The sequence below is a fragment of the Streptomyces humidus genome, assembly GCF_014649655.1.
Taxonomy (GTDB): Bacteria; Actinomycetota; Actinomycetes; order Streptomycetales; family Streptomycetaceae; genus Streptomyces; species Streptomyces humidus.
On the sequence record NZ_BMTL01000003.1, the window covers coordinates 79,780 to 98,027 of the forward strand.

Below are 18,248 nucleotides of genomic sequence, written 5' to 3' on the forward strand. Positions count from 1 at the left end.
TCTCCGCCTGTGACAGCGGTCGGACGGTGCGGGCATCAGCCACTCCAGGCCGGATGACGAGGGTCGTCCGCGCGGACGAGGACGTCGGCCGTCGCCGCCGGATCGGTCTCCTGGTCGTAGCGCTCGAAGGCGGGCAGCGTCCAGTGATCGGTTTCGGCGGTGCGCCGGCGCAGAGCGCCCGGGGACAGCAGCACATGGACGCTCAGGTCGAGGGGGAACCAGTGTCTCAACAGGAACGGTCCGTGCAGCAGCAGGAAGCCGCCGGGCGGCAGCGGGATGTAGGAGCTACGGGTGGCACGATCGGTGACCGGGTCCCGGAGGTCGGGCAGGATGCGTCCGTCGCCGTCCGCTTGGAGGGGATCGAAGACCTCGCGCCACAGTGCGCCGGTGTCGAACCAGCCGTCGTAGTAGGCCTCGACGTCTTGACGGCCGTACTCCAGCCGGAGGGAGGCGGGGCGCAGAAAGCCGTGCGTGTCCACCACCTGGGAGGGACGGCCGCGGGTGCGCAGTGCCTCGGCGACGCGCGACGCGAGATCTCCGGGACGGGCCGCCGGCGCGCCGTCGAAGGCGATGCGCGGCCAGGGACTCCCGTCGTCCGGTTTCAGGTCGAGCAGCCGGTCGGCGAGAAGGTCGCCGAGCCGTTCCCAGGTGATCGCTTCGAGTCGCACACGACCCATGATGCGTCAGGCGTCGGCGAGCGTGCGTCGCAGCCGGACGTCATCGGGTTCGGGGCCGGCGTGCCCGGTCGGTGTGCGGCGGGCAGGCGGCGGCAGCCGGACGGGGCGAGGTCGCCGACCGGGTGCCGGCACGTCCATCAGCGGGAAGAAAGTCCTTATGGCACCCGCAGCCCTCCCTGTCTCCGCGGCGCCGCACAGCCGGTTCGTCGTCGTCCAACCGATCCGGCCGAAACTCTGCGCCGGGTGTCGTCGCGGGCCGCTGGCGATGCTGATCCTGGAGGACGCCGCACCCCGCTGCCTCGACTGCGCGGATCTCGGCCACCTGGTGTTCCTGGCGCGCGGTGACACGGCGCTGACCCGCAGAGCGCGTGAGGAGAGCGGACTGTCGGCGGTGGTGGTCCGGTTCAACCGCCGCAAGGGGCGCTACGAGCGGCAGGGCGTCCTCGTCGAGGAGCCGGCGCTCGCGCAGGCGGAGGAGCGGTGTCTGGCGGACGCCGAGTCACGACGGCGTCGTCGGATCCGGGACGCCCGACGACGGGCCGCACAGGACGCGCGGTTCGCGGAGGCGTTCGCGGCGGAGATCCTGCGGTTGTTCCCCGGTTGCCCGCAGGACCGGGCGCAGGAGATCTCCGCGCACGCCTCGCTGCGGGGCAGCGGCCGGGTCGGGCGCAGTGCCGCCGGCCGGGCACTGTCCGAGGGTGCCGTCGTCTGCGCGGTCGTGGCGTCGGTGCGTCATCTCGACACGCCGTACGACCGGCTGCTGATGAACGGACTGCCGCGGTACGCGGCACGTCGGCAGATCGCGGCTGCCGTGGAGGCACGGTTACGGGCGTGGCGGGACACCGGCGTGGGGGAAGAGGACACAGGCACGCGCTGAGGAGGGCGACGCGTGGCTCGGGCGGCATCCCGTCGAGGTCGCCCGGGCCGGCTCGACGGATGCGTGTGCCGGCGCGCATTTCGGCCATGGTCACCGATCACGGGCAGGATTTCACTTGAGGTGACGGAGAGTACCGGGCAAGATCTCCGCTCGACGGGTGGGAGTTGACGTTGTCATGATCGATGGACCGTATCCGGTGCTCGCGATGCTGGGCGCGCTGGCGACGGGGTTGATGGCCGGGGTCTTCTGCGCCTTCTCGGTCCTGGTGATGCGCGGGCTCGCCGCGTTGCCGGCCGCGCAGGGCGTGGCCGCGATGAACGCGATCAACTCCTCGGCGATGGCGCCTGCCTTCATGGTTCCTTTCCTGGGCGTGGCCGTCCTGTGCGCGATGATCGCCGTCGTGACGTTCGTGCTGTGGCCGGACCACGGAACGGTGCACCTCTTGCTGGGCAGCGCGCTGTATCTGTGCGGCGCGTTCGGCGTGACCGTGATGGCGAACGTGCCGCGCAACGAGGCCCTGGCGAAGCGCGACCCGGCCTCCTCGGAGGCCGTCGCCTACTGGCCGACCTATCTGCGCGAGTGGACGAGATGGAACCATGTGCGCGCGGTGGCCTCCGCGGTGGCCGCGCTGGTCTACGCCCTCGCCCTGATCTGATCTGATCTGACCTGAGCCGACCTGATCCGACCTGATCCGACCTGAGCCGACGCCCTGGATCCGATCGAAACCGGTCAGAATCGCCTGCCCCCCTCGCCGACCCACCCCTGAGCTGATCGACTCCGACCGGACCTGACCTGATCTGACCGGTGATCGTCCCATCAGATGGTGATCGTCTCTTCGTAGGGAGCTCGTCTCTTCGGTCGGTACTCGTCCCCTCGGACCGTGATCGTCCCGTCGGACCGGTGCCGCCCGGGAAAAGCCCGGCGAAAGCGCTGTCCCGCCACTCTGCGTGGGCCGTCGGCGGCACGTATCGTGGCCGGAAGAGTGCCGCCCGATGACGCTCGGCCTGTCGTACGCGTACGCGAGGAACACTCCCATGGCCGATCCCAAGGGATTCATGACCGCACCCCGCCAGGACTGGCCCCGCCGGCCGGTCGAGGAGCGGGTCCGCGACTGGGACGAGGTGTACGTCCCCGGAGCGCTGCTGCCCCTGATCGGCAAGCAGGCCGACCGTTGCATGGACTGCGGCGTTCCGTTCTGCCACGAGGCCTGTCCGCTCGGCAACCTGATCCCCGAGTGGAACGACCTGGTCTCGCGGGACGACTGGCGGGCGGCGAGCGACCGGTTGCACGCGACGAACAACTTCCCCGAGTTCACGGGGAGGTTGTGTCCGGCGCCGTGCGAGGCGGGGTGTGTGCTCGCCATCAACCAGCCGGCCGTCACCATCAAGAACGTCGAGGCGGCCATAGCCGACCGGGCGTGGGCCGACGGGTTCACACCGCCGCGGCCGCCGGACCGGCTGTCGGGGAAGACGGTCGCCGTGATCGGTTCCGGGCCCACGGGACTGGCCGCGGCACAGCAGTTGACCCGGGCCGGGCACACGGTCGCCGTCTACGAGAAGGACGACCGGATCGGCGGGCTGATGCGGTACGGCATTCCCGCGTTCAAGATGGAGAAGCGTCATCTGGAGCGGCGGATCGAGCAGATGCGGGCGGAGGGCACGAAGTTCCGTACGTCGACCACGGTGGGACGGGACGTGATGGCCGGGGATCTGCGGGCGCGCTACGACGCCGTCGTCATCGCCACCGGGGCGACCGAGTGGCGGGAACTGCACGTCCCGGGACGTGAGTTGACCGGCATCCAGCAGGCGATGGAGTATCTGCCGCTGGCCAACCGGGTGGGCGAGGGCGACCTGGAGGCGTCTCCGATGTCCGCCGCGGGCAAACATGTCGTCATCGTCGGCGGCGGCGACACCGGGGCCGACTGTCTGGGCACGGCGGTGCGCGAGGGCGCCGCGTCCGTCACCCAGCTGGACATCTACGCGCAGCCCGGCGCCGAACGCGACGAGGACGCCGATCCCTGGCCGACGTACCCGAAGATCTACCGGCTCTCGGCAGCGCACGAGGAGGCGCGCGACCTGGAGTCCGCGCCGGCGGCGGACGCTGACGCGCGGTTGTTCGCGGCGTCCACGCTCCGCTTCACCGGCGACGCTGCCGGGCACGTACGGTCGCTGCACCTCGTCGAGGTGGACGCGCGGCGACGGCCGGTGGAAGGCACCGCTCGGGCGCTTCCCGCGGATCTCGTGCTGCTCGCCCTCGGCTTCTCCGGACCCGACCGGGAGGACGGGCTCGTCGAACAGCTCGGACTGGCGCTGGAGCCGCGCGGCACCATCGCGCGGGGAGGCGACTTCGGGACGAACGTCCCCGGGGTGTTCGCCGCGGGGGACGCGGCACGCGGGCAGTCGCTGATCGTGTGGGCGATCGCGGAGGGGCGGGCGGTGGCGGCCGCCGTCGACCGTCATCTGACGGGGAGTTCACGGTTGCCGGCGCCGATCGGGCCGTACGACCGGCCGATGAGCGTCTAGGGAGCCGTCCCGGTGACCTGCCGGCTTTCAGGGTCTGCGGATCGGGGCGTCGTCGCAGGTCATCGACCGGCGAGCCCTGTTGCGCAGTGGCAGCCCGTCCGGGGCCCCGGGGCGGGTCCTCCGTGGCGGCACTCGCTCGCCCGGCTCACCCCATGGAGCTGAGAGACCGCCGGTAGGGTGCGGTTCCATGGTGGATTCGTGGGTCGATTCCGCGGAGCGGATCGGTGCCGACCTGCACCTGGAGCCGGCCGGGCCGGGCGGGCGGCGTGCCGCGCTGATCCGGGCGCTGCGCGAGGCGGTGCGCAGCGGGCGGCTCGCTCCGGGGACCCGGTTGCCGCCGTACCGTTCGCTCGCCGCCGATCTCGGCCTGGCCCGCAACACGGTGGCCGACGCGTACGCCGAACTGGTCGCGGAGGGCTGGCTGACCGCCCGACAGGGATCCGGCACCCGGGTCGCCGACCGCGACGCCGCCTCGCGCCCCGCCGAGCGCCCGCCCGTCAGGGCGCCGGCACCCGCGCGTGGTCCCCGGCACGACCTGCTGCAGGGGACCCCGGACGCGTCGTCGTTCCCGCGCGCGGCCTGGCTCGCCTCCTACCGGCGGGCCCTGCGGCAGGCGCCCAACGAGGTGTTCGGCCCCGGTGATCCGGCCGGCCGCCCGGAGCTTCGCGTGGCCCTGACGGAGTACCTCGCCCGCGCGCGGGGTGTGCGCACCGAACCCGGACGCGTCGTGATCTGCTCGGGCTTCGCCCATGCGCTGCGGCTGCTGTTCGCCCCGGGCGGTGCGGTGCTGCGCGGTCCGCTGGCCGTGGAGGCGTACGGGTTGAGGTTCCACCGCGACCTGCTGGCGGCGGCGGGCGTGCGCACGACGCCGCTGCCGCTGGACGAGGACGGGGCACGCGTCGACCGCCTGGGGCGCGAGCGGGCCGTCCTCCTCACCCCCGCCCACCAGTTCCCGACCGGCGGCCCCCTGCATGCGAGCCGCCGGACCGCCGTCGTCGACTGGGCACGCGCGCGTGGCGGGGTGCTCCTCGAGGACGACTACGACGGGGAGTTCCGTTACGACCGCAGGCCCGTCGGGTCGGTCCAGGGGCTCGATCCGGAGCGGGTGATCTACATCGGCTCGGTGAGCAAGAGTCTGTCGCCCGCGGTCCGCCTGGGCTGGATGGTGCTGCCCGAGCGATACGTCGACGGCGTGCTCGCCGCCAAGGGCGAACGGGAGGCCTGGGCGAGCGTCCTGGACCAGCTGAGTCTGGCCGACCTTCTCGCGTCCGGGGCGTACGACCGTCACGTGCGGCGCATGCGGCAGCGCTACCGCGGACGCCGGGACCGGTTGGTCGAGGTGCTCGCCGCCCGGGCGCCTCACGTCGAGGTCACCGGTGTCGCGGCCGGACTGCACGCGGTGCTGCGGCTGCCGGCCGGCACCGAGCGGTCCGTGCTCAGGGCGGCCGCCGGGGAGGGGGTCGCGCTGGACGGCCTGGCCGCCTTCCGGCATCCGGCGACGGACATGGCGGCCTGGGACGGTCTGGTCGTGGGGTACGCGACGCCGTCGGAGCACGCGTACGGCGCGGCGCTGGACGCCCTGTGCCGGGTACTGCCGCCCGCCCCGCGGCCCGGTCCCGCCTCCGGGTGAGACGGAACCGGCCCCGGACCGGAGAGCGCGGTGGCCGTCAGCGCTTGCGGCCCACCGCGCCATAGCCCGGGATCACGCCGTCGTCCTGTCCCGGCACCGGGTCGCCGAGCTCGGGGTGCCACTCGGGCACCACCGCGACGCCGGGTTCGACCAGGTCGAGTCCGTCGAAGAAGCGGGCGAACTCCTCGCGGGAACGCAGGGCGAGGGTGACGCCCGCCGCCTTGAGCTTCTCGGTGGCCGCGGCGGACTCCTCCGGGGAGAAGTCCGCGGTGGCGTGGGTCATCATCAGATAGCTGCCGGGGCAGAGTTCGGCGAGCAGCCGGTCGACGAGTTCGTGCGCGCCGTCCTCGTCGGAGACGAAGTGCAGCAGGGCGACCAGCGACAGGGCCACCGGCCGGCTGAAGTCCAGAATCTTCCGGGCTCCCTCGACGATGCCGGCCGGGTCGCGGACGTCCGCCTGAAGGTACTCCGTGACGCCCTGGGGCGTGCTGCGCAGCAGGGCGGCCGCGTGGGCGAGGACGATGGGGTCGTTGTCGCAGTAGACGACACGGGCGTCCGGTGCGATCTCCTGGGCCACCTGGTGCAGGTTGGGTTCGGTGGGAATGCCCGTGCCGACGTCCAGGAACTGCCGTACGCCGTTCCCGGCCAGCCAGCGGGTGGAGCGGTGCATGAAGGCACGGTTGACCCGGGCCATCACCGGCACCCGCGGGTCGAGGGCGAGCATCTGCCGCCCCATCGCCTCGTCGACCGGGTAGTTGTCCTTGCCGCCGAGGTACCAGTCGTACATCCGTGCGGGGTGGGGCTTGCTCGTGTCGATCTCGACGGCGCCGGTGGGGTCCTGCCCGGTCATGAGGCACTCCGTAAACATGTGATGCGAAAAGTGGTCAAGTCAGTACCAGATCAAAGGAATTCAGCGGAATCAGCGTGGAGGGAAGCGGAGGGAAAGCAGGGGGCACGCGAAGGGAAGCAGAAAAAGGGGGCCGTACGCCGGCGGGGCCGCACGGTGCGTTCAGGAGAGCAGGAAGTCCGCCTCCCCCGCCTTGGCCCCCTCGATGAAGGCCGTCATCTCGTCGGTGGTGTAGATCAGGGCCGGTCCGTCGGGGTCGGTGGACTGGCGGACGGCGATGCGGCCGTCGGAGAGCTTCATGGCCTCCAGGCAGTTGCCCCCGTTACCGCCGCTCCACGGCTTGTGCCAGCCCTCGCTGCCCAGGTCCCGGGCGGGCATGCCGTTGTAGATCCGCTGAGCGCGGATCCGCGGCCTGGACTGGGTCTTGATGCGGTCCATTCACAACTCCTTGCGGAGATCCCGGAGGAACTCCTTCGTGCGATGTGCTGTAGCGGCCTGCGCCGCCATGCGGTCCATGACCTCGAGGTGGGTCGCCACCTCGGTGCGGGCGTCGAGGTACACGGCGCCGGTCAGGTACTCGCTGTAGACCATGTCCGGAAGCTCCGGCATGGCGAATCGGAACAGCACGAAGGGCCCGTACGTGCCCGGATGCGGCCCGTTGGCGAACGGGGCGATCTGCAGCGTGACATTGGGCAGCTTCGCGGCCTCGAGCAGTCTGTCGATCTGCGCGCGCATCACCTCCGGGGGGCCGACCGGGCGGCGCAGCACCGTCTCGTCCATCACCACCCACAGTCTGGGCGCATCCTCGCGGGTGAGCAGATCCTGGCGCTGTATGCGCAGGTCGACCAGCCGCTCGATGTCCTCCGGCCGGGTCTGGCCGATCGCGCCGGACGTGAGCACCCCGCGCGCGTAGTCCTCGGTCTGCAGCAGGCCGGGGACGAAGTGGGGCTCGTACTGACGGATGAGGGCGGCGGCGCCCTCGAGGCTGACGTGCATGGAGAACCAGCCGGGCAGGACGTCGTGGAACCGCTGCCACCAGCCGGGCCTGTTCGCCTCCTCGGCGAGCTGGACGAAGCCGCCGGCCTCCTCGTCGGTGACCCCGTAGGCCTTCAGCAGCAGCTGCAGGTAGGGGATCTTGAGGCTGACCTCGGCCATCTCCATACGGCGGACCGTGGCGGGCGCGACACGCAGGATGCGGGCGGCTTCCTCGCGCTTGAGCCCGGCGCGTTCCCGCAGGTCCAGCAGACGCCGACCGAGGACGACCTGTCCGACCGTCGGCGCGGACCGCGGTTCGCTCACGCCCTACCTCCACGAAAGCCCGGCCGGCCGCGCGCGGGGTCTGCACGAGCCCCGATACGGCCGGTCACGAAAAGAATCCCGACAGCCCTACGGCGCCCGTCGAGGACCGGTCGGCCGATCCGTGCGCATGCGTACGGAACTCCGTTGATCCCGACTGGCGCCGCTCAACGTGCTGTTGCGAGCAGTGTGCCACGGCCCTCCACCGCGTCACACCGCACTCTGCATTTTTCAGAGTGACACTTGCCAAGTGTTCACGGCGGGGCGATAGTGGCAAGCGTGATTCCGTCCGCGCCCTTAGGAACAGACGCCGCCGCAGGCCACCCCCAGGGTCTCGGTGCCAGCGCGGGAGCAGGCCCTGACCAGGCCGCTGCCGAGCGCCGGTTCCGATTCGAGCTGGCCGCCCATCCCGGTTCCCCCGCCCAGGCCAGACGCCTGACGAGAGCCCGGTTGACCGGCTGGTCGGTGTGCGAGGACACCTGTGACACCGCCGCCCTGGTCGTCTCCGAGCTGGTCACCAACGCGATCGTGCACACCGCGAGCGACATCGTCGTCTGCGAGCTGCGCGACGGCGACGACCTGATCCGCATAGCCGTGCGGGACCAGGGCTGCTCGCCGGACGAGCCCCACCCCTCCCCGCAGCGTCCCGAGGAGGAGCACGGGAGGGGCCTGCTGCTCGTCGAGGCGCTCTGCCAGGCCTGGGGCGCCCAGGAGCACGGACTCGGCCTGCTGGTCTGGGCCGACCTGCCCCGCAAGGCCGACGCCCCACAGCAAGCCGCCGCATTCTGCGACGACCCCGGCCCCGACTTCGGTCTCGGCCCCGTCGTCGAGCCGCATCACGCCGGCCTCGGCGAGCTCCTCGACACCCTGGACGAGTTCCCTGACGGCACGGGCGAGCAGCACGACGGCCCGCCCCGGCCTCACAACGACCTCGGCTGGGGCGCCCGCCCGAAGCCCGGTCCCGCCGACGGCCCGGACGACGAGGACGACCGCCCCCAGCAGCTGCGCCAGGAGGTGAGCGGCGCCGCCGTGCCCCGGCCGCGCCCCGCCGCCCCGGCGCCCACGGCCGGGCCGCTCCCGCGCATCGCACCGCAGTGGCACCGCACCGCCGATCACGGTGGAGACGACGGCCGGGACGGATGTACGCCCGGCCACCCCGCCCGCGCCCTCCCTCTCGGGTACGGCCGCGAGCGGGGACGCATATGAACACCGTGCCCGGCCGGGCGCCCCGTCTCACTCTCGACACGCTCGTACGCCTGAGGCGCGAGCTGGGCGGCGACGCCGCCGGCCCCCCGCGGCGGCTGGCCGTGCCCGACGGCATGACCGCCCCCCTGGGGTGCGACGCCGTCTCGGTCCCCGCCCGCCTCGGCCGGCTGCTCATGCCGCGGCTGCCGCGCATGGGCTGCGTCTACGCCGACGGGACGCACTGGTGGTGGCTGGTCCCGTCCGACTCCGACTACGCCCTGGAATGGCCCGCCCCCGCGCAGTACGCCACCGGCGCGATCCTCCCGGGCGCCTCGCGCGCCCCCGAGCTGATCCACCGGCCGGACGGCACCCTTCCGTACACCCCGCCGATCCCCCTCTACCTGACCCTGTGCCGCCTCACCGGCGCGACGCCCACCTGGTCACGCCCGATCAGCGCCTGACCCGCACCGCCTCCTCGGGGTGACCGGCGACCGGCCCGGCGCACGCCCGCGCGTCCCGGCTCTCCCCTCCTGCGCCCTGCCCTCACCCGCCTCGTCCCGCGATAGTGGCCGCGTCCGGCTCGCACGATCGGGGGAGGCCGACGGTGGGACAGGCACGGCAGCAGGCACAGGCGGACCCGACCCGGCAGCGGGGGCAGGCGGGGAAAGCACGCAAGCCGGACGACGGCGACGAGCGTGACGTCTCCGAGTCCGAGCACCTGCTGTTCGGCGGCCCGCTGCGCTACGACATGGGCTGGAACCAGCACAAGGACGCGTTCCTGGAGCTGAACTTCCGCTCCATGGTGACCCGGCTGCCCTCCCTGCTCACCGCCAGCCTGCGCCTGGCCCGGCAGGCCGACCCGGTGGCCGCCCGGATCGTCCTGTCCGCCGAGATCGCCCGCGGCGTGACCCAGGCCGTCAGCCTGCTCGCGATGAACACCGTGCTGGGCCGGCTCATCACCGGCGGCCCGATCGAGGAACGGCTGCGCGGCGCCGTCCCCGCCCTGGCCGTGATGGCCGCCGTGCTCCTGGCCGGGACGCTGCTGCGGGCCGCGTCGACATACGCCACCGGCCGGCTGGAGCCCAAGGTGGAGCGGGTGGCGACCGAGCTGTACCTGGAGCGGGCGGCCGCGGTGGAGCTCGCCGCGATCGAGGACCACGCCTTCCACAAGCTGCTGGACACCGCGCAGTACGGGGCCCGCTCCAGCCGCTACATGATCAGCCACGGCACGCGCGTGGTGAACGCGATGATCTCGCTGGCCGCGTCGGCCGGCGTCCTCACCGTGCTGCACCCGCTGTTGCTGCCCCTGCTGGTGACCATGACGCTGCCGAGCGCCTGGAGCGCCCTGACGAACGCCCGGCGCCGCTACGAGTCCTTCCACACCTGGGTGCAGCACGCGCGCGCGGGGCACCTGATCGCCGGCCTGCTCACCGAGCCGGCGGCCGCGCCCGAGATCCGGGTGCACGGGGTCGGGCCGTTCCTGCTGCGGCACTTTCGCGCGATGTCGGAGACCGCGGAGGCGGAGCAGGCCAGGCTGGCCCGGCTCGCCGCCCGCACCGGCCTGATCGCGGCCACCTGGACGGGACTGGCGACGCTGGCGACCTACGCAACGCTCGGCGCGCTGCTGCTCACCGGGACGATGGCGCTGGCTGTGGCGGGCACGGCCGTGATCGCGATCCGAGGCGGCTCGGCGAGCCTGAACACCCTCGTCCTGGAGGTCAACCAGCTGCACGAGGAGGCGCTGTTCGTGGGCGATCTGCAACGGCTCTACGTGGAGGCGGCCGAACGGGCGATCCCGGTCGGCGGCGCGGCCCTGCCCGACGACCCGCGCGAGATCCGCTTCGAGCACGTCACCTTCGGCTACCCGGGCGAGTCGGCACGCCCCGCCCTCGACGACGTCACGCTCTCCCTGCCGCTGGGCCGCATCATCGCGCTCGTCGGCGAGAACGGGTCCGGCAAGACGACCCTGGTGAAGCTGCTGGCCGGGCTGTACAAGCCGGACCGGGGGCGCATCCTGTGGGACGACGTGGACGCGGCGGGCGCGGACAGGCACGCGTTGGCCGAGCGCATCGCGATGGTGGCGCAGGACTTCAAGCGATGGCCGTTCACCGCCCGGGTCAACGTGGCCGTGGGCCGTTCCGCCGCACCGCTCACCGAGGAGCGGATGGCCGCCTCGATCGCCGAGGCGGGCGCCGAGGAGGTGGTCGCGGAGCTGCCGCGCGGCCTGGACACCCTGCTGGCCCGGCATTTCAGCGGCGGTCACGAGCTGTCCGGCGGCCAGTGGCAGCGCCTGGGCATCGCCCGGGCGGCGTACCGGCGCGGACGCATCCTCATCGTCGACGAACCGACGGCGGCCCTGGACGCACGGGCCGAGCTGGAGGTGTTCGAGAAGATCCGCGCGCTGGCCGACAGCGGCCAGACGGTCGTTCTGATCACCCACCGGCTGGCGTCGGTCCGGCACGCGGACCTGGTGCACGTCCTCGATCAGGGGCGGCTGGTGGAGTCCGGAACCCCACAGGAGCTGCTGGCGGACGGTGGCGTCTACGCCGAGCTGTACGCACTGCAGGCCGAGCAGTTCACGGTGCAGACGCCCGCCCCGTCACAGGCGGGCTGACCGCTTCACCGCGGGGCGTCGCCCGGCACGACCACCAGGAACGTGTCCGTGTCGAGGTCCATGACGACCTCGGCGGGCAGCCCTTCCATGCGCCGGGCGTGCGCGAACTCCTCCGCCGGCCACGAGCCGCGCGGCCCGCCCGCGGGAAAGCGTTCGAGCACCGTTCGCCCGTTCACCATCTCGCCACCTACCTCCGATAAGCATGGTGCTGGTAGGAGTTAACGCTCTTGGAAGGTGGAACGCCTCGGCCGGTTGCGGGACTGAGACGTAGGTGACACGGACTCGCCGCTGAGTGTGAGAATCCGGTCACGTTGCGAACATCCCGGGCACTCTTCGTGTCGCTTTCCGTACGTGACGTGACATCGGGCCGGACGCCGGATCCGGCCCGGGCATCGCGGCGTCGCCGACGGCCGGACCGGGCGTCACCCCGTCGGAACCGGCTGCGGTGCGGACGGGGGCAGTCCCACCCGTTCCCGGCCCTCGGCGAGTTCGCCGAGGAGTTCGGCGAGCCGCTCCCGGTGCCGGTCGGTGAGCCGCCCGGTGTCGTCGAGGTGGACGGCGCAGGCGGTGGTCGTGTCGACGAGCCGCTCGAGGACGGCGGCGACCTCGTCGGTGCCCTCCGTGTGCCGGGCCAGGGCTGGCAGTTCGTGGGCGGCGAGGGCGCTGGCGCTACGGGCCTCGGCGAGCGTGCGGTAGGCCTCGCGGCGCAGAGTCCAGCGAGTGGCCCGGTCGCCGGAGCCGCCGGAGGTCCCCGAAGCGCCGGAGCCGCCGGGGGCGCCCGAGCCGGCGAAGTCGGCGGAATCGGCGAGGACGTGCGCGAGGTAGGCGTGCGCGGCGTCGGCGGCCGCGGCGAGACGGGCGCGCACCTGCCCACCCCTCTCCCCCGGCATCGGCAGATGTCCGACGATCAGAACGATCGCGCACGCCAGCAGGGTTTCGGCGATCCGCGCGGCGGAGGCCTGCGGCTCCCCGCCGACCATCACCAGCGACAGCACGAGCACGGTGGCGACGGCAGTCTGCGCGGCGAAGTGCCGGGTCGAGACGGGGATGAGCGCCCCGCACAGCGCCACCAGCGCCACCAGGCCCTCGGGCCGGGGCAGCACGGCGGCGAAACCGGCGAAGAGCAGCGCCCCCAGCACGGTCCCCGCGGCCCGGCACAGCACACGCGACACCAGCGGCCCGAGATCGGGCTTGACCAGGAAGACGGCGGTGGCGGGCAGCCAGTACCAGTGGGTGTGCCGGCCGTACCACTGGGAGTGGTACAGAGCCTGCGCGACGGCGGCGCCGGCTCCGAAGGAGAGCGCGACCCGCAGTCCGTACTCGCGCCCGCCCGCCCCGAAGGCGGCGCGCAGCAGGGCGCGCGCGCCGCGCCGACGGGTGTGCAGGTCGCCTCCGCCGCCCTGGTCGAAGGCGTCGGCGGCGCGCAGCAGGGCGTCGTCGAGGGCGCGCAGTGCGGGCCCGGACCGTGACGGCGCGGGCAGCGGCCCGGTGTGGGTGTTCTCGCGCACGGCGGCGGCGAGCCGCCGGGGGCCGACGGAGGACCGCTCGGAGAGGGGCTCCCCGGCCCAGGCGAGCGCGGTCGCCGCCTCGGCCAGCGGCAGCGCGGCGGCGTACTGGGCGTGCAGTCGGCGTTCGGCCGAGGAGCTGGCGTAGCGCCGCAGCCGGGGCCCGGCCAGGGCGTCCTGGGCATGGTCGAGGGCGGCGGTGAGCGCGGCGCGGCGGGCGATCGCGTCCTCGGCGCCGGCCGCGTCGAGGAGCTCCGCGACGGCGTCGTACACGCGGGCCACCGCGTCCCGTTCCCCGTCGAACCGGAAGTCCCCGGTCATCGCGCCGGGCGTGGGCAGGGCCAGCCGTAGCGCGAGCAGCCAGCCCGCCCCGGCGAGGAAGGCGAGGGCGCGGGCCCAGCCGGACTCGGGGACCGGCATCCCCGCGCCGATCGCGGCGCCCACGAGCAGTTGCGTGCCCGCCCCGGAGGCGACCGGTCCGACCGCGCTCATCGTGCCGGCGAGGAGCCCGAGACCGGTGAGGACGACGGTCAGCGCGACGGCTCCGACCAGGTCCCCGGCATACGTCCCGACCAGCAGGCCTGCCGCTCCGGCGAGCGCGGGCGCCCCGAGCCGCTTGACGGAGGCCCGCCGGCTGCCGGGCCGGTCGTTGATTCCGGCCAGCATGGCGGCGACCGCGGCGACCACCCCGAGCCCGGTGCGGTCGACGAGCACGGCGACCAGCAACAGGGGCCCCGCCGCCAGCGCTCCGCGGGTGACCGCGTTCCAGGGGACGGGCCCGCGTTGGGCGCGCAGGGCGTGCGCGAGCCAGGGCGGCAGAACGGAGCGTGCGCGGGCGGGAAGAGGCGGGCGCGGGGACACGTGGCTCCTGTCGTGACGAGGGCGGGGGCGCCTTCGGGCGACGGTGGCCGGGGCGGTCAGCTGCGGGCTGAGGTGTCCACGGTAGGCGGTGGGCCCGCACGGAACGCGCCGGTTTGCGTTTCGGCGAGGTGACGAGTGCGCCGGATCCCGCGTTCTTTATGCACGCAATCCGTGGGCGCGGTCCCGGAGACGGGAGCGGGGCCGGGAGCGTAGCCTGCCCCCGGCCCCTGTCGAGCCACCATGTCGCACGCCGGCGCACTTGAGGACCCAGGTCAGTCGTGATGTCGTCGCGTCCTGCCTTTGGACCACCGCGCATCGAGCTGCGCGGGCCGGACTTGAACCGGCAATTCGACGTCGGGCGCCTGGGCCCGGTCGCTCCGGCGATCGGCGGCGAATGCTGAGTCTGGAGCGAGAGTCTGAGATTCATCGCGATCCGTCCCTGGATTCCTCGGCGGGTACGGTTCGCTCGTCACGACAAGCTTCAGCTTCAGCTTGCGCTCCTCGCGCACCCCGGTCACGAAGGACCGGGGAGTCTCGAAGGCTACCCGAACAGGTAGCCGAACACGGCGTCACCGACGCGCTGGTCGACGACGTCGGCGCCGTTCGCCTCCTCCCGGGCGAACTTCACCGCCTGCTGGACCTTCTCGAGGCGGGACAGCAGTTCGTTGACGCGGCGGGCGGGGAGGGCGCCGGAGAACTTCACGGTCGTCCAGTAACCGACCGGGACGTCCTCGTAGTAGACCTCGACCTGCGCCGGGTGCTTGTCGGTCGCCTCCGCCTTCACATGGTTGCGGGGCACCTTCTTGGTGCGCAGCGTCCGTACCGGCTCGGTCTTCCACGCGTCGGTGGAGGGGTCCTGCACCCAGGACTCGGAGGCGTCCAGCACGGGCAGCCTGCGCACGAAGGCGCCGAGGTCGACGAGTTGCTTCTCCAGGAAGAGCAGGTAGGACACGGGCACGTCGGCGACGAGGACCCGCCCGTCCACCTTCACGTCCGCGCGGGCCGTGCAGTTGGCCCAGTCCTTCGTGGCGGTCACGTCGAACAGCCGGGTCAGCGTGGCCGCGGTCTCCCGCAGCACGTCCTCCGCCTTCACCTGCACCCGGGTCGACTCGGGCGGCAGTTGCTCGCCCTCCTCGTCCTTGGGCTGGTAGGTACGCGAGATCCCGGCCAGCAGCGCGGGCTTCTGCAGTCCGTGCTGGGCGGCGGTCAGGTCCTGGTGAGCCTTGGACTTGATGCCCTTCTCGACTGCGATGATCTGATTGAGTTTCGCCACGGAAGGACCGTAACAACGGCGGCTCCGTTCGAGCCAATGGTTATCGGCCGCCCACTGACGAACCGTCTCCGCCGGCCTCGTGTCTCCGACGGGATCCGCCCTGCGCCGCCCGCTCCTCGGCCGGTCTCACCGCGCGGCGTAACCGTCGGTGGCCGCCACCAGCGCCTCCGCCACGCCCCGCGCCCCCGCGCCGTGTCCGGCGTGGTCGACGACGACCAACTCGCTGCCGGGCCAGGCGTGATGCAGCCGCCAGACGACGCCCAGGAGGTTCCCGAAGTCCAGGCTGCCCTGCACGAGGGTGCCGGGCACACCGTCGAGGAGGCGGGCGTCACGCAGAACGGCCTCCTCCCCGTCCAGGAAGTGACCGTTGCCCCAGTAGTGGGTGACCGTGCGGGCGAACCCCGCCCGGAACACCGGGTCCTCGAACCGCTCGACGGACCGCGGCGGCGCCGGGATCGTCGCCGTCTCCCAGTCCGTCCACGCCCGCGCGGCCCGCTCCCGCACACCGGGATCGGGCGACTCGAGCAGCCTGTTGTAGGCGGCGGCGAGATTGCCGTCCCGTGCCACGCCCTCCGGCAGCCCCGCCAGGAACCGCTCGAACGCCTCCGGGAACACCTTCCCCAACCCGCGCGTCAGCAAGTCCACTTCGGCATCGGAGCCGGTGGCGACGCCGGTCAGCACCAGCTCGCTCACCGCCGCGGTACACGTCTGCGCGTAACGCAACGCCAGCACCGACCCCCATGACACCCCCCACACCAGCCACCGCTCGACGCCCAGACTCCGCCGCAGCAGTTCGAGATCGGCCATCAGGTGCGCCGTCGTGTTGACGCTCATGTCGGTGTCGTACCGGCTCGCGTGCGGGGTGGACCGACCGCAGCCGCGCTGGTCGAGCAGAACGATCCGGTAAGCGGCGGGGTCGAACAGCCGCCGCAGGTACGGGGTCGCCCCGGATCCCGGCCCGCCGTGCAGCACCAGCGCGGGCTTGCCCCCCGGATTCCCGCAGGTCTCCCAGTACACGCGGTTGCCGTCACCGACGTCCAGCATGCCGTGCTCGTACGGTTCGGTCTCCGGATACAGGCCCATCGCGCCACCGTACGATCTCCGCGGCGCCGCCGTCGCACGGATTCACCTACCGGTCCCGGCGGTCCCGGCCGCCGTCCGCAGCACATCCCGCAGCATCTGCGGGGTGAGCCGGCCGGTGAAGGTGTTGCGCTGGCTGACGTGGAAGCAGCCGAAGACGTCCACGCCGTCGCCGCCGGGGTCGTCGAGCGGCAACCGTGCCCCGTGCGCGAAGGGCGGCCGTGGCCGTGGCACGCTCCAGCCCGCCTCGGCGAACGCGGGCAGCGCGGCCTGCCAGCCGAAGGCGCCCAGCACGACCACCGACCGCAGCGTCGGCCGCAGCAGCCGAAGCTCCCGCACCAGCCAGGGCCGGCACGTGTCCCGCTCCCCAGGGGTGGGCTTGTTGTCCGGCGGCGCACAGTGCACGGGCGACGTGACGCGCACCCCGTACAGCTCCAGGCCGTCGTCGGCGGCGACGGACGTGGGCTGTGAGGCGAGCCCCAGGTCGTACAACGCCTGGTACAGCACGTCTCCGGAACGGTCACCCGTGAACATACGGCCCGTACGGTTCCCGCCGTGCGCCGCCGGAGCGAGCCCGACGATCAGCAGGCGGGCGTCCGGCGGACCGAATCCGGGCACGGGCCGTCCCCAGTACGTCCGGTCCGCGAAGGCCGCCCGCTTCGTGCGGGCCACCTCCTCACGCCACTCCACCAGCCGAGGACACGCCCTGCACCCCGTGATCCGCCCGTCGAGCAGGTTCAGAGCGGACGAGGTGGCGGCGGGCTCGGAAGGGGAGGCGGAAGCGGAGGAGGAAGCGTCCATGGCTCCACCGTAAGACCAGGTCGGACTGTGTCGGGGGGGGCCGGAACGTCAGCGGCCGCTACAGCTCGAACCACCCGCGTCCGACGTACCAGTGGCCGCCCTCGCGCAGGTGGTCGAGGACGGCTCGTTCGAGAACGGTCCGGCGGGGCAGCTGGTCCAGGGGCACGTCGGTGGTGCCGAAGACGAACCGGACGGGTTCCATGTCCTCGGGGGCCTCAGGGGCCTCACGGGCCTCGGAGGCCGTCGGCGGGTGGGCGAGGTGGAACCGCTCCTGGAAGCGGACGATGTTGGAGTCCTTCGGCAGGCGGCGCTTGAGCTGGGGGTCCAGCAGCCACGACTCGCAGGTGGCCACCGAATAGGTCTCTTCGGGGTAGTGGCGGGCGAAGAACGTCCGGGCGAGTGCGAGGGATCGCTCGACGGCCTGCGGGGTCAGGGGCCCCATGAAGTCGGGCACATGGACGGCGAGGCCCAGTTCCTGGGGCCGCTGGGGCAGTCCCGCCGCCGCGATCGAGGCTCCGGTCCGCTCGTCGACGCGGCTGCGCTGGAACTGCAGGCGTCCCAGTTGGTACAGCTCGCCGTGGAAGTGCAGGGTGAGCCATTGCGGGATGAGCAGCCCGCCCGTGCCGTGCCATCGCCGGTACCAGGCGACGCATCGGCCGACGTCGGCGAGGGTGCGCCGGCCGACCTCGTCGGGGATGCCCCGCTCCCGGTGGTGGGCCCGGATGTGGGGCAGCGCGGCGACGAAGACGTACAGCGGGAAGAACCGTGCCGTCGCGGTGGAGGCGTCGGGGAGGGCCGGTATGTCGACGGTCGTCCCCCGGATCCGCCCCATGTCCTGGACGACGTCCGCCACGGCCTTCTCCAGGATCCGCAGAACGTCCGTGTCGCTCGTGACGCGCCTGCTCAGGCGGACGGCCTCGTCGATGTCCTGGTGCGGGACCGCGAGGTCGAGGAGCACATCGGTCAGCTCGTCGGTGTTCGGCAGCATGGAAGCGCGGCCCCCCTCTTGGTCGTCGGACGTCGGATCCCTGTGGAGAACGTCCGGGGCGGAGAGTACGTTGCAAGGGAGGAGTGGTGTTT

The 18,248-nt window shown here is 72.8% G+C and carries 16 protein-coding genes and 1 pseudogene; 7 read left to right on the forward strand and 10 right to left on the reverse strand.

Annotation, left to right across the window (positions count from 1 at the left end):
* Positions 1 to 35: 35 nt before the first annotated feature.
* Positions 36 to 677 carry a nucleoside/nucleotide kinase family protein gene (locus tag IE239_RS03805; RefSeq protein ID WP_190147801.1) on the reverse strand — a complete coding sequence of 214 codons (642 nt, stop codon included), beginning with the start codon at positions 675 to 677 and terminating at the stop codon, positions 36 to 38.
* A gap of 157 nt (positions 678 to 834) precedes the next feature.
* On the opposite strand from IE239_RS03805, the gene IE239_RS03810 reads away from it, so the two are divergent.
* The 4 genes from IE239_RS03810 to pdxR all read left to right on the forward strand — a co-directional run bounded on the left by IE239_RS03810 (position 835) and on the right by pdxR (position 5,706).
* Positions 835 to 1,554 (forward strand): DUF2293 domain-containing protein, encoded by a 720-nt coding sequence (locus IE239_RS03810; RefSeq protein WP_190147802.1) that lies wholly within the window; start codon positions 835 to 837, stop codon positions 1,552 to 1,554.
* A 175-nt stretch (positions 1,555 to 1,729) separates the two neighbouring features.
* Positions 1,730 to 2,209, forward strand: a complete 480-nt coding sequence (locus IE239_RS03815; RefSeq protein ID WP_190147803.1) for an anthrone oxygenase family protein — start codon at positions 1,730 to 1,732, stop codon at positions 2,207 to 2,209.
* Positions 2,210 to 2,588: 379 nt separating this feature from the next.
* The gene (locus IE239_RS03820) at positions 2,589 to 4,076 is read left to right on the forward strand and encodes a glutamate synthase subunit beta (RefSeq protein ID WP_190147804.1); all 1,488 of its coding nucleotides are present in this window, start codon (positions 2,589 to 2,591) and stop codon (positions 4,074 to 4,076) included.
* A gap of 187 nt (positions 4,077 to 4,263) precedes the next feature.
* Positions 4,264 to 5,706 carry a MocR-like pyridoxine biosynthesis transcription factor PdxR gene (gene pdxR, locus IE239_RS03825; RefSeq protein ID WP_190147805.1) on the forward strand — a complete coding sequence of 481 codons (1,443 nt, stop codon included), beginning with the start codon at positions 4,264 to 4,266 and terminating at the stop codon, positions 5,704 to 5,706.
* Between the two features lie 37 nt (positions 5,707 to 5,743).
* Here pdxR and IE239_RS03830 read toward each other — a convergent pair whose 3' ends face one another.
* The 3 genes from IE239_RS03830 to IE239_RS03840 all read right to left on the reverse strand — a co-directional run bounded on the left by IE239_RS03830 (position 5,744) and on the right by IE239_RS03840 (position 7,852).
* On the reverse strand, positions 5,744 to 6,556 hold the full coding sequence (locus IE239_RS03830) for an SAM-dependent methyltransferase (RefSeq protein ID WP_190147806.1): 813 nt from the start codon (positions 6,554 to 6,556) through the stop codon (positions 5,744 to 5,746).
* Positions 6,557 to 6,715: 159 nt separating this feature from the next.
* Positions 6,716 to 6,991 (reverse strand): DUF397 domain-containing protein, encoded by a 276-nt coding sequence (locus IE239_RS03835; protein WP_190147807.1) that lies wholly within the window; start codon positions 6,989 to 6,991, stop codon positions 6,716 to 6,718.
* Positions 6,992 to 7,852, reverse strand: coding sequence for a Sco1979 family transcriptional regulator (locus tag IE239_RS03840; RefSeq protein ID WP_190147808.1), 861 nt, complete (start codon positions 7,850 to 7,852; stop codon positions 6,992 to 6,994).
* Between the two features lie 267 nt (positions 7,853 to 8,119).
* On the opposite strand from IE239_RS03840, the pseudogene IE239_RS41805 reads away from it, so the two are divergent.
* The 3 genes and pseudogenes from IE239_RS41805 to IE239_RS03855 form a co-directional block, all read left to right on the forward strand.
* Positions 8,120 to 8,623, forward strand: a pseudogene (locus tag IE239_RS41805) (ATP-binding protein); the annotation flags it as partial.
* Between the two features lie 428 nt (positions 8,624 to 9,051).
* Positions 9,052 to 9,495 carry a hypothetical protein gene (locus tag IE239_RS03850; protein WP_190147809.1) on the forward strand — a complete coding sequence of 148 codons (444 nt, stop codon included), beginning with the start codon at positions 9,052 to 9,054 and terminating at the stop codon, positions 9,493 to 9,495.
* A gap of 287 nt (positions 9,496 to 9,782) precedes the next feature.
* Positions 9,783 to 11,648, forward strand: coding sequence for an ABC transporter ATP-binding protein (locus tag IE239_RS03855; protein WP_229877797.1), 1,866 nt, complete (start codon positions 9,783 to 9,785; stop codon positions 11,646 to 11,648).
* Positions 11,649 to 11,653: 5 nt separating this feature from the next.
* Here the strand turns inward: IE239_RS03855 and IE239_RS03860 are convergent, their stop codons facing one another.
* The 6 genes from IE239_RS03860 to IE239_RS03885 form a co-directional block, all read right to left on the reverse strand.
* Positions 11,654 to 11,827: a DUF8839 family protein gene (locus IE239_RS03860; RefSeq protein ID WP_190147810.1), complete on the reverse strand. Its 174-nt coding sequence runs from the start codon at positions 11,825 to 11,827 to the stop codon at positions 11,654 to 11,656.
* Between the two features lie 243 nt (positions 11,828 to 12,070).
* Positions 12,071 to 14,014, reverse strand: a complete 1,944-nt coding sequence (locus IE239_RS03865; protein ID WP_190147811.1) for an FUSC family protein — start codon at positions 14,012 to 14,014, stop codon at positions 12,071 to 12,073.
* Positions 14,015 to 14,555: 541 nt separating this feature from the next.
* Positions 14,556 to 15,287 (reverse strand): DUF7873 family protein, encoded by a 732-nt coding sequence (locus tag IE239_RS03870; protein ID WP_190147812.1) that lies wholly within the window; start codon positions 15,285 to 15,287, stop codon positions 14,556 to 14,558.
* A gap of 126 nt (positions 15,288 to 15,413) precedes the next feature.
* Positions 15,414 to 16,370: a prolyl aminopeptidase gene (gene pip, locus IE239_RS03875; protein ID WP_190147813.1), complete on the reverse strand. Its 957-nt coding sequence runs from the start codon at positions 16,368 to 16,370 to the stop codon at positions 15,414 to 15,416.
* A gap of 42 nt (positions 16,371 to 16,412) precedes the next feature.
* On the reverse strand, positions 16,413 to 17,168 hold the full coding sequence (locus IE239_RS03880) for a uracil-DNA glycosylase (RefSeq protein ID WP_190147814.1): 756 nt from the start codon (positions 17,166 to 17,168) through the stop codon (positions 16,413 to 16,415).
* Between the two features lie 58 nt (positions 17,169 to 17,226).
* On the reverse strand, positions 17,227 to 18,156 hold the full coding sequence (locus IE239_RS03885; RefSeq protein ID WP_190147815.1) for an acyltransferase domain-containing protein: 930 nt from the start codon (positions 18,154 to 18,156) through the stop codon (positions 17,227 to 17,229).
* Positions 18,157 to 18,248 lie beyond the last annotated feature (92 nt).

Bases quoted from the DNA above. Each gene is read 5' to 3' on its own strand.
- IE239_RS03805 (WP_190147801.1), bottom strand. From the start codon at position 677: ATGGGTCGTGTGCGACTCGAAGCGATCACCTGGGAACGGCTCGGCGAC.
- IE239_RS03810 (WP_190147802.1), top strand. From the start codon at position 835: ATGGCACCCGCAGCCCTCCCTGTCTCCGCGGCGCCGCACAGCCGGTTC.
- IE239_RS03815 (WP_190147803.1), top strand. From the start codon at position 1,730: ATGATCGATGGACCGTATCCGGTGCTCGCGATGCTGGGCGCGCTGGCG.
- IE239_RS03820 (WP_190147804.1), top strand. From the start codon at position 2,589: ATGGCCGATCCCAAGGGATTCATGACCGCACCCCGCCAGGACTGGCCC.
- pdxR (WP_190147805.1), top strand. From the start codon at position 4,264: ATGGTGGATTCGTGGGTCGATTCCGCGGAGCGGATCGGTGCCGACCTG.
- IE239_RS03830 (WP_190147806.1), bottom strand. From the start codon at position 6,556: ATGACCGGGCAGGACCCCACCGGCGCCGTCGAGATCGACACGAGCAAG.
- IE239_RS03835 (WP_190147807.1), bottom strand. From the start codon at position 6,991: ATGGACCGCATCAAGACCCAGTCCAGGCCGCGGATCCGCGCTCAGCGG.
- IE239_RS03850 (WP_190147809.1), top strand. From the start codon at position 9,052: ATGAACACCGTGCCCGGCCGGGCGCCCCGTCTCACTCTCGACACGCTC.
- IE239_RS03855 (WP_229877797.1), top strand. From the start codon at position 9,783: ATGGGCTGGAACCAGCACAAGGACGCGTTCCTGGAGCTGAACTTCCGC.
- IE239_RS03860 (WP_190147810.1), bottom strand. From the start codon at position 11,827: ATGGTGAACGGGCGAACGGTGCTCGAACGCTTTCCCGCGGGCGGGCCG.
- pip (WP_190147813.1), bottom strand. From the start codon at position 16,370: ATGGGCCTGTATCCGGAGACCGAACCGTACGAGCACGGCATGCTGGAC.
- IE239_RS03880 (WP_190147814.1), bottom strand. From the start codon at position 17,168: ATGGACGCTTCCTCCTCCGCTTCCGCCTCCCCTTCCGAGCCCGCCGCC.
- IE239_RS03885 (WP_190147815.1), bottom strand. From the start codon at position 18,156: ATGCTGCCGAACACCGACGAGCTGACCGATGTGCTCCTCGACCTCGCG.